Origin of the sequence: Hahella sp. HN01 (assembly GCF_018986435.1) — a bacterium.
Taxonomy (GTDB): Bacteria; Pseudomonadota; Gammaproteobacteria; order Pseudomonadales; family Oleiphilaceae; genus Hahella.
In genome coordinates, this window is the sequence record NZ_JAHMIN010000005.1 from 123977 (window position 1) to 139163 (window position 15187).

The 15187-nt window shown below is 57.4% G+C and carries 12 protein-coding genes; 8 read left to right on the forward strand and 4 right to left on the reverse strand.

Annotated features, from left to right (window positions below):
* Positions 1-9: 9 nt before the first annotated feature.
* Positions 10-828: a DUF2310 family Zn-ribbon-containing protein gene (locus tag KP814_RS06695; RefSeq protein ID WP_216736030.1), complete on the forward strand. Its 819-nt coding sequence runs from the start codon at positions 10-12 to the stop codon at positions 826-828.
* Positions 829-941: 113 nt separating this feature from the next.
* Complete coding sequence (locus KP814_RS06700) at positions 942-1397, forward strand: DUF4124 domain-containing protein (RefSeq protein ID WP_216736031.1); 456 nt, start codon at positions 942-944, stop codon at positions 1395-1397.
* A 19-nt stretch (positions 1398-1416) separates the two neighbouring features.
* Here KP814_RS06700 and KP814_RS06705 read toward each other — a convergent pair whose 3' ends face one another.
* Positions 1417-3360 (reverse strand): methyl-accepting chemotaxis protein, encoded by a 1944-nt coding sequence (locus KP814_RS06705; protein WP_216736032.1) that lies wholly within the window; start codon positions 3358-3360, stop codon positions 1417-1419.
* Between the two features lie 149 nt (positions 3361-3509).
* Positions 3510-4472, reverse strand: a complete 963-nt coding sequence (locus tag KP814_RS06710; protein WP_216736033.1) for an isoaspartyl peptidase/L-asparaginase family protein — start codon at positions 4470-4472, stop codon at positions 3510-3512.
* A 140-nt stretch (positions 4473-4612) separates the two neighbouring features.
* Here KP814_RS06710 and KP814_RS06715 point away from each other — a divergent pair, with 140 nt between their 5' ends.
* Positions 4613-5791, forward strand: coding sequence for a hypothetical protein (locus KP814_RS06715; protein WP_216736034.1), 1179 nt, complete (start codon positions 4613-4615; stop codon positions 5789-5791).
* Here KP814_RS06715 and KP814_RS06720 read toward each other — a convergent pair.
* On the reverse strand, positions 5788-6969 hold the full coding sequence (locus KP814_RS06720) for an ABC transporter substrate-binding protein (RefSeq protein ID WP_216736035.1): 1182 nt from the start codon (positions 6967-6969) through the stop codon (positions 5788-5790). The genes KP814_RS06715 and KP814_RS06720 overlap by 4 nt on opposite strands.
* 256 nt (positions 6970-7225) lie before the next feature.
* Between KP814_RS06720 and KP814_RS06725 the strand changes: the two genes are divergently transcribed.
* The 5 genes from KP814_RS06725 (at position 7226) to oadA (ending at position 14004) form a co-directional block, all read left to right on the forward strand.
* Complete coding sequence (locus KP814_RS06725; RefSeq protein WP_216736036.1) at positions 7226-8587, forward strand: CmpA/NrtA family ABC transporter substrate-binding protein; 1362 nt, start codon at positions 7226-7228, stop codon at positions 8585-8587.
* Between the two features lie 48 nt (positions 8588-8635).
* Positions 8636-9652 (forward strand): ABC transporter permease, encoded by a 1017-nt coding sequence (locus KP814_RS06730; RefSeq protein WP_216736037.1) that lies wholly within the window; start codon positions 8636-8638, stop codon positions 9650-9652.
* A 40-nt stretch (positions 9653-9692) separates the two neighbouring features.
* The gene (locus KP814_RS06735) at positions 9693-10574 is read left to right on the forward strand and encodes an ABC transporter ATP-binding protein (RefSeq protein WP_253938214.1); all 882 of its coding nucleotides are present in this window, start codon (positions 9693-9695) and stop codon (positions 10572-10574) included.
* Between the two features lie 202 nt (positions 10575-10776).
* Positions 10777-12192, forward strand: a complete 1416-nt coding sequence (locus KP814_RS06740; protein WP_371824042.1) for an acetyl-CoA carboxylase biotin carboxylase subunit — start codon at positions 10777-10779, stop codon at positions 12190-12192.
* Positions 12193-12207: 15 nt separating this feature from the next.
* Positions 12208-14004 (forward strand): sodium-extruding oxaloacetate decarboxylase subunit alpha, encoded by a 1797-nt coding sequence (gene oadA / locus KP814_RS06745; protein WP_216736039.1) that lies wholly within the window; start codon positions 12208-12210, stop codon positions 14002-14004.
* A 110-nt stretch (positions 14005-14114) separates the two neighbouring features.
* Here oadA and KP814_RS06750 read toward each other — a convergent pair whose 3' ends face one another.
* Entirely contained in the window at positions 14115-15176 is a 1062-nt protein-coding gene (locus tag KP814_RS06750; RefSeq protein ID WP_216736040.1) for a patatin-like phospholipase family protein, read from the reverse strand.
* Positions 15177-15187: the final 11 nt, after the last annotated feature.

A 15187-nucleotide genomic window follows, 5' to 3' on the forward strand; every position in this document is an offset into this window, starting at 1 on the left:
GAGAGAGTCTTGATTCTACATAAAGTAACCTTCGGTTCGCTGGTTAATGACGATAAAGATGAGGCGCTGGAGCTGGCGTTCAACTTTCTCTCTACGCTTGCACATAATGGGCAGGTGAATGTAGACGATTATGTCTGTGCAGTTCAGCAGGGGCTTGTTTGCGCATATGTTAATACGCTTGGACCCAGCGCCACGGAGCTGAGGTTTTATAACCGTTATGGTTTGAGTTTATTGGAAGGGCTTAAACGATATTTCGGTGGTGAACCAGTTTGGGAAATATTGGAGGATAACGCGCCAAAGAAAGAAGCCTCGTGGAAAGGCGCGCCATTCCTGTACTTGCATACGCTCGATAATGGCGGCGAGTCGCCGTTATATCGGGGCGACAATGGAGAAAATATCACCCTGTACACTGTCCCTTTCGATGCAGACGAACGTGAGCAGGCTTATTTCTGGCAGCGGAATTACCGCCAGTGTGACTCGATTTGGATGAGATCCGCTGTGCTTGAGTCAGAAACCTACAAGGAACTTGCCGACGTCAATAGTGCGCTGACTTTGGCTGGGAAGGAAGTTTGCCGGCTCATTGAACACGCTACCGGCGTACCTACGTACTACTTTCTCTTTCGGTATTGGGGCCGACGCAAACATGAGGAAAAACGCAGGTGTCCGGGGTGCGGTGGAGATTGGCGGACAGGTCATTCTATTGAGAGGGGCGGCGACCTCTGGTTATTCCCCTACCAATGCGAACCCTGCAGGCTGGTCGGCAGTCACGCGTTAGCGGATGACGATGAGCGTCGTGCTTCCATTGGTGAATGGAAGGGCGCTAAGTAGCCGTTTGGCGAGTGTTTCCGCGTTTATTTGTATCCTGGAATTGATGGTCTATTCTGGTTAGTTTGTAAGGCTGCTCGTTAGGAGCGGCGTGGACTGAGCCTTTGGAGTTGGAAATGCGGAAGTTGGCGGTGATTTTCTTGTTGTGTTCAGGGATGGCGAATGCGGGTATCTATAAGTGTACGGATGCGTCGGGCAATATGACGTTTTCGGATCGTCCCTGTCCGGGGCAGAAGCAGGAGCAAATCAAAAAGGATGCGGCGCCTGTTGCTACAGACGATGAGGGTTCTGCGTCCGGGGAAGCATTAGGGTCTGATTTCTGTTCTAAATCCATCAGCAATGGCAAAGACTGGCTCTCGAGCATGCGCGACGTCGCCAGGAAAAACCTGAACTCCGGCCACATGACGCAGGCGCAATACGATCAGGGCATGCCTGAATTGAAGCGCATCGAAAGCAAGTTGACCCAGCGCGAATGCTCGCAGGCAAAAGGTAAGCAACGCCAGTTCTTCGAGTGTATCAATGACGCGTCCAATCACATCGCCCAGTGCATGAGCACCTATCGGCCTTATTAATCCCTTAAAACGTCGGGCGTCACACTACAAATTCAGACACCTGCCGCCGCAAGTCCGACACGGACTGCTGGATACTGGCTCCGGCCTGGGCGGATTCGGCGGCGGACTGCTGGGTGCGCTCTGACGCGTCGGCGATATTGACGATGTTGCGGTTGATCTCCTCCGCAACGCCGCTCTGTTCTTCCGCCATTGAGGCGATCTCGGTAGTGCGATCGTACAGACCAATCACCAACTGGTTGATGTTCTCCAGACTGCTGTCCGACTCGGTGAATGCCTCACTGGAGCGCTTGGCCCGCTCTGAGGCGGCGCTGATGGAGCGCACTGCGCTCTGACTGCCGCTTTGCAGGCTGTCTATGCGGTTTTGAATCTCTGTGGTGGACTGCTGGGTTTTATTGGCGAGAGTGCGCACTTCATCCGCCACCACCGCGAAACCGCGCCCGCTGTCTCCCGCCCGCGCAGCCTCGATGGCGGCGTTAAGCGCGAGCAGGTTGGTTTGTTCGGCGATGGTGCGTATCACCAGCAATACGGAGCCGATTTCTTTGCTGTGAGAGTCGAGTTGATTGACGACTTCTTCCGCGTTGCTCATCTCTGATTGCAGCGAGTGCAACATATTGCGCAGATTATGCGAGATAGAGCCGGACTTCTTGGTTTCCGACTTGATGTGATCGACGTCGTTGGCCACCAGTTGCACATGCTCCGCCACATGATGAATGCTGCTGGACATCTCTGAGATGGCGGAAGAGATCTGTTCGATTTCCTGCTTTTGATGCGCCACGGCTTCATCGGCGTGCTGGGTGTTCTGCTTTAATTCATCAGATTGCGACGAAGCCAGTTCCGCGGATTTATTCACGTTCAACACGATTTTCTGTATCCGCTCGATAAAGACGTTGAGGCCTTTGCCCACGTCGGCGATTTCGTCATTGCCCTGAATTCTCACCCGTTGCGTCAGGTCCGCCTCACCCTCGGCGATGTTCCAGATGGCTTTGCTCAGCACATCCACCTTCAACACCACCCGTACGCCCAGCACCAGTGATATGAGCACGACCAAAATAACTCCCGCTGCAAGAGAAGCCGTAGTCAGACTGCCGATTAACGACTCCGCCCCTTCGCGAATCTGCAGGACGGCGGAAGAGATGGATTCGTCCGTTTGCGTTTCGGTGTTTTTCAGAGATAACCGTAGCGCCTCTGATACCCGCGACAATTCACTGCCGAGCACATTGGCCACCGCCACTTTGCTCTGGTTGGTAAGATCTGAGAACTGGCCTTTCAGGCGCTCCATTTGTCCGTCGATGCGGGAAGTGCTGACGCCAACTACAAACTGGCCGATCACGGCGCCCTGGGGCGCGATATCCGTACGAATGACGACGATGCCGGGATCTTTCTCCGCCGCATCGATGACCTTGGCCAGCGAGCCTTTGCCTTCGCCCTGTTTGATCAGCTCCTGCACTTTCTCATCGGTGCGGTCGACATAGCGGGTCAACTGCTCCGGCTCCTGGCCGAAAAAGCCATAAAAGCCGGCGAACACGATGGAATCGCTGTTGTCCACCAACTGCGCCAGGCGCGTCAATTCGGGAGTGTCCCGGTCCCAGATAGCGGGCGGGGCGATAGCGGCGACGATGCCGGTGAGGTTCTTAACCCCTTCATCCAGGGTCTGTCGCAGATTCTGGGCGATATCTTTACGTTGAGTCTCCAACTGCGCGCCCAGCTTGCTCTGTAGCTGCTGTTGGGCGTTGTCGGACATGGTCTGTAATTGCGTGGCGACGGTGCTTTCCGCCGCGCTCAACTCAGTGCTGACCTTCTGGCGGCTGTCACGCAGGCCGGATTCGACCTCTTTGACCAGATTGTTTAACTGAAATTGTCCGAGCAGAATATTGGCGACAATCTGCAGCGCCACCGCAACGCACAACACGATAAGCACCGGCCGCAACAGCCGGGTGGTGAAAAAACGCAGCAATTTAGGCATAGACATCCCCAGAAAGTACTGACAAACGGCGCAAAGCCCCCTCGCGTCCTGAAGGAAGAGAAGGGGACTTTTGTCAAAAACCTTCTTTAAGAATAGTCTATCCCACTGTTTTGGCTAAAAATAATGCTAAATCTTAGTGGCTTTGACCGTTAAGCCTTACTGGGGCGCACCGCGTCGTCACCGTAGATGCCGGTGAAAACCTCGCCGTCGCCTTCGCTCCAGCCCCGATACATGCCTTCCGTATTAAAATTCAACACCACTGCGCCGGTATGATCGATGGCGATCAATCCGCCTTCGCCGCCTCTTGGCTGCAACTCCTCGAACAATACCTGCTGCGCGCACTGCTGCAGCGATTCGCCAAGATAGCGGTAACGGGCGCACACCTCATGGGCCACGACATGGCGAATAAAGTATTCCCCGTGCCCGGTGGTGGACACGGCGCAACTGCGATTGTCGGCGTAAGCGCCGCAGCCGATCAGCGGAGAGTCGCCCACACGGCTGTACTTTTTATTGGTCATGCCGCCAGTGGAAGTGGCGGCGGCCAGGTTGCCGGCCTGATCAAAGGCGACAGCGCCCACGGTGCCGAATTTATAGTCCTCTGCGCCCGGCTCCAGGCTGGGCTTGGCTTTATCCTGAGCCTGACGCCACTGGCTATGGCGCATGGGCGTGCCGAACCAGGAATTTTCCACCTGGGGCAATCCCATCGCTTTGGCGAAACGATCAGCGCCTTCGCCCGCCAACAGGACGTGTTCGGATTTGTTCATGACCGCGCGGGCCACAGTCACAGGGTTCGGGCTGTTGCGGATGCCCGCCACGGCGCCGGCTTTCAGGGTAGCTCCGTCCATGATGGAGGCGTCCAGCTCATGATCGCCATCATAGTTATAGACGGAGCCTTTGCCGGCGTTGAACCACTCGCTGTTCTCCAACTCGCGCACCGCCGCTTCGACGGCGTCCAGGCTGGTTCCTCCCTGGGCTAATATCTGTTTGCCCGCCATGACCGCCTGCCGCAGGGCGGCGTGTACTTCGTCCTCCTGGTCCTCTGTGAGCATTCCTTTGGACAAGGTCCCCGCTCCTCCATGAATGGCGATCGCGTATCGATTCGGCTGCGTCATAAAAGTTTCCTGGTTTTCTTGATGAAATACTGCTGGCGCCTGGGGTTTTCCCCAGTTATCGCCCCAGGCGGGGCTTGTTTAACTGGAGCGTTTTAACAGCAGATCAATATTCCAATTTTCCAGTCAGGGGATCAATCATCATGTTAAACCTTTGCCGATCGTCTCTCGCCATACGCTATCGGCGCTCTGTGCTGACCATGGCGCTGGCCGTCCTCGCTGCGCCTTTGCTGACGCTGTCGTCAGCGCGCGCTGCGGAAGGGCTGGCGGATGTTTATCAGCATATTGAGGCCATGCGCATCAGTCGTGAGCTCTGTAACAAGGCGAAATTGTCCGTAGTCAGCGAAGCGACTTTTCGTGAATGGGCGGAACATAATCAGGTGGCGCAAGTTGATGCAGTAGTGAAACGGCGCATTGAGGATAGCGCTAAAGTGGAACACATACTGGAGTCAGCCAAACTCAAACTGCGCCGCTCCCTGGAAAGTAAGATGCCGGGGTTATGTCAGGCGATGGCGGGTGCGATCGCCAGTGATGAATTTAATCTAATCCACAGTTATCCCGCATTTTACCGGACACTTAAGGCTTCCCCGCAACACGCGGATGCTGCGCAAACCCCCAAGCAAAAAGGAAGTAAACCTGCGGTGAAGGTGTCCCTTATTTCCGCTGAGATGGATAAGTACCTGAAACAGGGGGGCGGCCCGGATTGGGATGAGGTGGAGAAGGTAGTGCTGATCTCCTCGACAAACGGCTTCAACCTGATATTTAAACCCCAGCTACTGTTCCGTAATGGCGATTTGTATTGTGATTTCGATCTGGCGTTGGAAGACCTGGATGTGGAAGCCTCCAGGCGCGTCCGGCCCAGAGCCTGGGGAGGATGGAAGGAGCAAGGCGAGACTTATGTTTTCAATATGCCCGGAGACGATCCATGGGAAGTTCCCCAAGTTTACCCGGTATGGCCGGCGGATAAGGGCGCGAAGCTGGATGGAACCTGGAAAGCAGGCTCAACCATGATCATGCCTAGCGCCGAAATGGGCATGATGGATGTCGTCGCCTCAGCGCAAACCATCACCTTCACCCGTGACGGACGCTTCGAACTGAACCGCTCTTCCGGCGGCTCCGTGGCGTCTGCAGGCGCGGGCGTCTCCACCTACGCCAACGCTGGCGCCGCCGGGAAATATCGCCTGAGCGAATACGCGCTCACCCTGCAGTTTGATGATGGGCGCACCGAGCGCGTCAGCTTTTACCATTTCGACAGCAAGGGAGGAAAATCCTCCACCGTGGTGGGCATCGCTGGCGTCACCTTTATCAAACAGGATGACTAATTTTTCGTCAGCGCCATTTGTTCAATGACGGACTCAAGGGAAAAGTTGTAGGCGGAGATGGTTGGGTTTAAGGCCAGGGAATAGCGGGAGAAGTCGACTTTGCGTATCGTCTGTGGATAGTCCTCCAGACGCTTCAGCACGGCGATGATCTTGCCGGCATTACGGTGATTGGCCAGCAGCAGTGGGGTGTGAAATACGCTGGTGGCCACCGGGCGACGCCTACCCTGTAAGTGGTCGAAGGCCAGAATGACCGCCCAGGCGCCTTCGACATAATGGCCTCCGGCGGTAATCGTAAGCGCGCCTTCGCTTACCTGGCGCAGAGAGGTGGGGTTGATGTCATAGGAATTGACCCAGACATCCCGCCCTGGCGTGCGCTGGTATTTCTCCAATGCGGCCAGAACGCCTACCGTTGTGCGATAGTTGGCGGACCAAATAGCGTTGGTGTCAGGAAAGCGCTCCAACAGGCCCATGGTGCGGCTTTCAGCGTCCTCGGCGCTCCAGTCGGTATACACCACCTGATTAAGCGTGACGTCGTCGAATAAGCCTACCGCCGTGCGCAACCCTTTCTCCCGGGCGATGGCCGGGCCATCGGCGGCGAATCCGTTGACGGCGATCATATTGACCCGGCGTCCGGGAGCGCTGGCTCTGACATCGCGAATCAATGCGACAGTGACGGCGGTGGCGGAGCCGATATCGTCCGGCAGCAGCTGGGCGATCCAGTGTTCGAAGCGCTGCTTGGGACTCCCCAGCCTGTCGGCGGCTTCTCCTTCCAGGCCGCTGTTATAGAGCACGCAAATCACCGGAGAGCTCTCGCAGAGGGGGATGAAGGTTTCCGCCGTCTGCAGAAAGTTCGGAAAAATGATGGCGTCGAACTTACGCCGCTCTTTCAGCAGGCGCTCGAACTGCCGCAGCATTAAGTGGCGGTCGGCGTCGCCGTCCAGCACGTGCAGTTCCACATCCAGGTCTTCCGCGGCGCTTTGCGCGAACAGCGCCACCCGGCTCCAAAACGGGGTGTCATTGGGAATCAACAGGGCGAAGCGATATTGTGCAGCGTTTGCAGCGCAGCAATAAAACAGCAGAGCGACCCATAACGACGCGCCTCTGACCACAGATGCCTCTCGATACTTGCAATACATGCAGTTTTTGCCGTTCAGCAATTCAAGACAGGAATATGACAAAGTATCGCCTACCTCTGAGGAAAAGCCAAAGCGGTGAGGACGAGCGGAGTGGTCATTGCTCACTCAAATGGTGCGATATACCGCGGGCATAGTGCATGGTGTTGGGATAACTTGGTGCGTTATACGATTTTCGCCAGCGCCAAAAAAGTGCGTCGTTAAAGTGATTGAATATCAACTAAATGATTTAAAAGATAAAAATCCGTCAATGGTATGAATGTTGGATTGATGTGGTCAGTTCTTAACCTCGGAGCGGACCATGAAAGTCAAGATAACGCTAAAGAATCTGGTGAAGGGTATTGTCCTGTCCTGCTGTGTAAGCGGCGCGTTTGCAGCGGAACCGGAGAAGGAAGATCTGAAGTTCGGTTTCATCAAATTGACGGATATGGCGCCATTGGCGATTGCGCGGGAAAAGGGATTTTTTGAAGACGAAGGTTTGTATGTGGAACTGGAGGCGCAGGCCAACTGGAAAGTGCTGCTGGACCGGGTGATCACTGGTGAGTTGGACGGCGCGCACATGCTGGCGGGGCAACCGCTGGGCGCCACCATCGGCTTCGGCACTCAGGCGCATATTATCACCGCCTTCAGCATGGACTTGAACGGCAACGGCATCACCGTGTCCAATGACGTCTGGCGGGAGATGAAAAAGCATATCCCGATGGAGAACGGCAAACCCGTGCATCCTATCAAGGCGGATTACCTCAAGCCGGTTCTGGAGAAGTACCGGAACGAGGGCAAGCCTTTCAAGATGGGCATGGTGTTTCCCGTCTCCACGCATAACTATGAACTGCGGTACTGGCTGGCGGCGGGCGGGATTCATCCGGGGTATTACGCGCCCCACAGAGGAGACATCACCGGACAGATCAATGCCGACGCCCTGTTGTCGGTGACGCCGCCGCCGCAGATGCCGTCAACATTGGAGGCGGGCACTATATTCGGTTACTGCGTGGGCGAACCCTGGAACCAGCAGGCGGTCTTCAAGGGCATCGGCGTGCCCGTCATCACCGATTACGAACTGTGGAAAAATAATCCTGAGAAAGTCTTTGGCGTTTCCAAAGCCTGGGCGGATAAGTATCCCAATACCCATATCGCTGTGGTGAAGGCGATGATCCGCGCCGCCAAATGGCTGGATGAAAACAATAACGCCAATCGCCCCGAAGCGGTGAAAATCCTGTCCCAATCCAATTACGTCGGCGCGGACTACGAGGTGATCGCCAACTCCATGACCGGCGCGTTTGAGTACGAAAAAGGCGATAAGCGCGCTCTGCCGGACTTCAACGTGTTCTTCCGCTATCACGCCACCTATCCCTATTACTCCGACGCCATCTGGTATCTCACTCAGATGCGCCGTTGGGGCCAGATTTCTGAAGCCAAACCTGACAGCTGGTATATGGAAACCGCGAAGCAGGTCTATCGCCCTGATATCTATCGCAAAGCCGCGGAAGCATTGATCGCGGAAGGCAAGATGGCGAAATCCGACTTCCCTGATTTCGCCAGTGAAGACGGCTTCCGGCCGCCGCAAGCGGAATTCATAGATGGCGTCGCCTATGACGGACGCCAGCCCAACGCTTATCTCGCCAGCTTCAGCATTGGCTTGAAAGGCGACGAGACGGTGGAATAACGGCCCTGCGTCGGGCGCGCCCGACGCTTCTTGGCGTGAGGACGGAAAATGATGGCTCAAATTTCTCAACGACTGGAAAGCGCCGCCTGGCTGGCGCCTTGGGTGCGTCTGCTGAAAGGGGAAAATCCCCGTGAGCAGGTCTCCGCCATTGTGCGGGGCGTTGGCGTGCCGTTACTGGCTTTTCTGCTGTTTCTGGGCGTCTGGGACGCGGCGGCGTCGCGCATTCAGACCTCTCTGGGCGCGGTGCCGGGGCCGGCGCAAGTCTGGGAGCAGGCGCAAGGGCTCTGGCTGGAGCACCGACAAGAGCGGGAAAAGGCGGAGGCGTTCTATCAACGTCAGGAAGAACGCAACGCGAAAAAGCTGGCGCAAGACCCCACGGCGGAAGTGAAGTGGCGCTCTTACAACGGGCGTCCGACCTACTTGGACCAGATCGTCACCAGCCTCTACACCGTCTTCGTCGGCTTCAGTCTGGCGGTGCTGATCGCCGTGCCGGTGGGCGTCGTATGCGGGCTTAGCAAGACCATGTACGCGGCGGTCAACCCGTTGATTCAGATCTTCAAACCCGTGTCGCCGCTGGCCTGGCTGCCGTTGGTGACCATGGTGGTGAGCGCAGTCTATGTCACCGACGATCCACTGCTGGAGAAATCCTTCGTCAACTCTGCCATTACCGTCACCCTGTGCTGCATGTGGCCGACCCTGGTCAACACTATCGTGGGCGTGTCCGGACTGGATAAGGACCTGAACAACGTCAGTCTGGTGCTGCGCCTGTCCTGGATGACCAAGGTGCGCAAAGTGGTGCTGCCGTTCGCTGTGCCGATGATCTTCACTGGCATGCGCTTGTCATTGGGGGTGGGCTGGATGGTGCTGATCGCCGCCGAAATGCTGGCGCAGAATCCGGGGCTCGGCAAATTCGTGTGGGACGAGTTTCAGAACGGCAGCTCCAATTCCCTGGGGCGCATCATGGTGGCGGTATTCACCATCGGGACCATCGGCTTTGCGCTGGATCGCGGCATGTTGGCCATCCAGCGGCGCATCGCCTGGGATAAAACAGCGGACATACGCTGAACAAATTGAACCTATGAGTTTTAACCAAGAGGAGTCGCCTATGTCCGCTGAACATTTGTTGATCGACCATGTCAGCATAGAATTCGATACGCCAAAAGGGAAATTCAGAGCCCTGGATCGGGTCAATCTGCGCATTGGGAAAGGGGAGTTCGTCTCCCTGATCGGGCATTCGGGATGCGGTAAGTCCACGGTGCTCAACATCATCGCAGGGCTGTTGCAGGCCACGGAAGGCGGCATCGTGCTGGACGGCAAGGAAGTAAACGAGCCGGGGCCGGAGCGGGCGGTGGTGTTTCAGAACCATTCCCTGCTGCCCTGGCTGACCGCCTATGAAAATGTGGAGCTGGCGGTGCGTCAGGTGTTCCGCGGCAAGAAGAATAAGCGGGAAATGAAAGAATGGATTGAGCACAACCTGCGTCTGGCGCATATGGATCACGCCATGCACAGGAAGCCGTCGGAAATTTCCGGCGGCATGAAGCAGCGGGTCGGTATCGCCCGCGCTCTGGCGATGGAGCCCTCGGTGCTGCTGATGGATGAACCTTTCGGCGCCCTGGATGCGTTAACCCGGGCGCATTTGCAGGACTCCTTGATGGAAATCCAGAATGCGCTTAACAACACGGTCGTCATGATCACGCACGACGTGGATGAAGCGGTGCTGCTGTCGGACCGCATCGTCATGATGACCAACGGGCTGGCGGCGACCATTGGCGAAGTGCTGTCCGTGGACCTGCCGCGTCCGCGCGATCGACTGGCGCTGGCGGATGACAGCCGCTATAACCACTTAAGGGCCGAAGTGCTGCGTTTCCTGCATGAGCGGCGCGGGAATAAAACAGCGCCCGCTGTGGAAGAGGACTCCAGTACAGTGATTGAAAACGGCGTAAAAATGCCCTCTAAGTCGCCGCGAAAGGCGCAAGAAGCGGCCTGATCAGGCCGCTCAGAGAGGCGATTAATAAACTTTATCGACACTATGGCGTTACTTTTCTTCACAGACATACGTATTTCCCGCTAGACTTATCGGCGGCTAAATGACTCTCATTTAGTCACTAAAGAAAAGAAGAGGGATAATTCCAGTGCCTGTAACTTCTACATCATCACAACCACAATCATCATCGAGACCCAAGCTGTCGATCAAAAAAGTATTGATAGCCAACCGCGGCGAGATCGCGGTGCGGGTCGCCCGCGCCTGTCGCGAACTGGGCATTCGGTCTGTTGCGATTTATTCGGAAGCCGACCGCTACGCCTTGCACGTGAAGAAAGCGGACGAGTCCCATTGCCTGGGGTCCGATCCGTTGCAGGGCTATCTCAACCCGCATCAGATCGTGAATCTGGCGGTGGAGACAGGCTGTGACGCGCTGCATCCGGGCTATGGATTTCTCTCCGAAAACGCTGAGCTGGCGGAAATCTGCGCCCAGCGGGGGGTGAAATTTATCGGTCCGAGCGCCGACGTCATTCGACAAATGGGCGATAAAACCGAGGCTCGCAACAGCGCCAAGCGCGCCAGAGTGCCTGTGACTCCCGGCAGTGAAGGCAACCTGAGGGATCTGGAGCACGCGGTGGAAGTCGCCGCGGGCTTAGGCTACCCGGTCATGCTGAAAGCCACCTCCGGCGGCGGCGGACGCGGCATTCGCCGCTGTAACGACGAGAAAGACCTGCGCAGCAACTACCAACGGGTTATTTCAGAAGCCACCAAGGCGTTTGGCCGTGCGGAAGTGTTCCTGGAAAAGTGCATCGTCGACCCGCGCCATATTGAGGTGCAGGTGTTGGCGGACGCCCATGGCGGCGTCGTGCATCTGTACGAGCGGGATTGCTCCATCCAGCGCCGTAATCAGAAACTGATCGAACTGGCGCCCTCGCCGCAGCTCTCCAACGAACAGCGCCATTATGTGGGCGAACTGGCGGTGAAAGTCGCCAGGGAAGTGGGTTACGAAAATGCGGGGACGGTGGAGTTCCTGCTCGATCATGACGGCAGCTTCTACTTCATGGAGATGAACACCCGGGTGCAGGTGGAGCACACCATCACCGAGCAGATCACCGGCATCGACATCGTCAAAACCCAGATCCGCATCGCCGCAGGCGAGCCACTGCCGTTCCTGCAGGCGGACATCAGCTATCGCGGTTTCGCCGCCCAGTTCCGCATCAACGCGGAAGACCCGAAAAACGGTTTTCTGCCCAGCTTCGGACGCATCAGCCGCTATTACTCTCCCGGCGGCCCGGGCGTACGGACCGATGCGGCGATTTATACCGGTTACACCATTCCTCCTTATTACGATTCCATGTGCGCCAAGCTCATCGTCTGGAATCTCACCTGGGAGGATATGCTGGAGCGCGCCGAGCGGGCGCTGGAGGACATGCAGATTTACGGGATTCGCACGACGATTCCCTATTATCGCGAAATTCTCCGGCATCCCGAGTTCCGCGCGGGAGACTTCAATACCGGTTTCGTCGAAGCCCATCCTGAACTGATCAACTATTCCATCAAACGTCGGCCGGAATCGCTGGCCGCCGCGCTCGCAGCGGCGGTCGCCGCGCAGGCGGGCATGTAAGGGAGCGAATTAAGTATGAGTAAGAAAATAAACATCACTGACGTCATCCTGCGCGACGGCCACCAGTCGCTGATCGCCACCCGCATGCGCACGGAAGATATGCTGCCGGTGGCGGAAAAACTCGACAAAGCCGGTTACTGGTCTCTGGAAGTATGGGGCGGCGCCACGTTCGACGCCTGCGTGCGCTTCCTGAAGGAAGATCCCTGGGAGAGACTGCGTCAACTGCGTAAAGCCATTCCCAACACGCGTCTGCAGATGCTGCTGCGCGGCCAGAACCTGCTGGGCTACAGACACTACTCCGATGACGTGGTGACGGCGTTTGTGGAAAAGGCCGCCAGTAACGGCATCGATGTATTCCGCATCTTCGACGCCCTCAATGACGTGCGTAATCTGGAAACCGCGATTGCGGCGGTGAAGAAAACCGGCAAGCACGCTCAAGGCACGATCTGCTACACCACCAGTCCGGTGCATACCGTCGAGGCGTTTGTGGATCAGGCCAAGCGTATGGCGGATATGGGCGCGGACAGTATCGCCATCAAAGACATGGCGGGTCTGCTGACTCCGCAAGTGACTTTCGACCTGGTCAGCGCGCTCAAGCAATCCCTGAAGCTGCCGATCTTCCTGCATTCCCACTACACCTCCGGCATGGCGTCCATGTGCCAGCTGAAGGCGGTGGAAGCCGGCGTGGATCACCTCGACACCTGTATTTCCTCCTTCGCCGGCGGCACCAGCCATCCGCCCACGGAAACCATTGCGGCGACCCTGAAAGCGGCGGGCTACGAAACCGGCCTGGATATGAAACTTCTGGGCGAGGTGGCGGCGCATTTCCGTGAAGTGCGCAAGAAGTACCACCAGTTTGAAAGCGAGTACAACGGCGTCGACACCAGTGTGCTGATCAATCAGGTGCCCGGCGGCATGATGTCCAACCTGGCCAACCAGTTGAAAGAGCAGGGCGCGCTGGATCGCATTCGCGACGTATTCGCCGAAATTCCACGGGTGCGCGAAGACCTTGGTTATCCGCCGCTGGTGACGCCGACCTCACAGATCGTGGGAACGCAGGCGGTGCTGAACGTGATCACCGGCAAACGCTACGAGACCATCACCAACGAAGTGAAGCGCTATCTGCAGGGCTGGTACGGTCAGGCTCCGGCGGCGGTGAATTTGGAGTTGCAGAAGCAGGCGATCGGCAAAGAAGACGTGATCGACTGTCGTCCCGCCGACCTGTTGCAGCCCGAGTTGCACAAACTGAAAGAAGAAGTGGGCGATCTGGCGGAGTCGGATGAAGATATGCTGACTTACGCCATGTTCCCGGAAGTGGCCAAGCCGTTCCTGCAAGGGCGCAAAGCGGGCACCCTCAAGCCGGAGCCGTTGCAGCCGAAGGCGGACGCCAAAGCGGCGGGCGTGGCGACCGAGTTCAAGATCACCGTTCACGGCGAAACCTACGACATTCATGTCACTGGCGTCAGCCCCGGCAGCGAGAGCGAGCGTCGTTTCTATATGACGGTAGACGGCGAGCCGGAAGAGATCATGATCGAGTCCACTGGCGCTTATACGCCGGCTGAAGGCGGCGGCAAGCGTCAGCGCGCTTCCGCACCCGGACATATCACTACCGCCATGCCCGGCAACATTGTCGATGTGCTGGTCAAGGAAGGTCAGACCGTGGCCGTTGGCGACGCGGTGCTGATTATCGAAGCCATGAAGATGGAAACCGAGATCAAAGTCGGCGTCGCCGGTGTGGTGAAAGGTGTTTTCGCCAAGAAGGGCGACCGCGTTACGCCGGGAGAAATCCTGGTGGATATCGAGACCGCCTGATCCCGCCTAGACAGTCATTCGCCATCGTCGTCCCCGAGGGGACGGCGGTGGTTTCTCCTTGCTTAGCTTATCCTGACCTTGCCCGTTTCCCCGCCAATAAGCCCCGCTCGTCAGGGTTGGAAGGGCTGAATGTCGTCCAGACCTTTGCCAGTGGCGACCATTTCGTGCAGGGCGTCCGCCATGCGCTCGCTTTCCTGCAACACCGTGCGCCAGTATTTGAGGCGGCTGTCCGCGTCCAGGTGCTTGAAATCATTACGATCGGAGATTTTGCCGTAGGGGAGTTTCGCCACCAGTTCCCTGGACGGCGTCAGCATCAACACGTTGTCATAATGGCGGGGGTCGACGCGTCGATAAGGCAGCTTTTTATCCAGCCAGCCCGGCGTCACCTGCTGACTGAAGTGCGGGTAGAGGACCAGCCCCTGGCTTTGATTAAAAGGCAGATCAAAGTGGTAATCCAGAATACCGCCGTCCCGGTAGACGCCTTTAGGAGCGTCCGTTATGCCGGAAACCCCGGACAGCACCAGCGGAATCGCGCCTGACGCCATGAGCGCCTGCTCCAGATTCTGCGCATGGAGAGGTGCGGTGCGAGTAGGCAGATCCTTTAACTGCAACGCCGGTTCTGCGCCAGTGTGAAACAGCACGCGTTCGAAGAACAATCCCAGCGCCCGCCGGCTTAGCGCATTGGCCCCGGCGGCCAGCGCCAGGCCGAATAACTGCAGCCAGACTTTTTCCGAAGCGGCGGGGCCGCGGCAGCGGTCCGCCAGAATATGCGTACGAATAGTAGGATGGGCGGCGACTTCCGCTGCGCCATTGGCGCCCAGCGTGGTTTGCACCATCAGTCTGGCTTTGGCGGTGATCTCCGCCACGTCGGGCTTGTCGGAATAGCGCTCCTGGGAATAATGCTCCGCCAGTCGGGTGATCGCCGCTACTGGATCGTTCTGGGCGAAGCAGGCCATGCGCCAGGCGCCGGCGGAGGAGCCGATGGTGTGCAGCGGCGTACCGCGATCTTTGAAAAACTCACCGGACAGATACTTATCCAGCCCGAACAGGATGAACCATTTGGGGCCCCCGGATGCTCCCGCCAACAGATTGAAGTCATTCGCTTTCAGACCGCGATTGCGGATGTGTTGCAAGGCCTTTGGGCCGGCGATCAGGGTTAGGGCGGATGACATGGCGGGCTCCC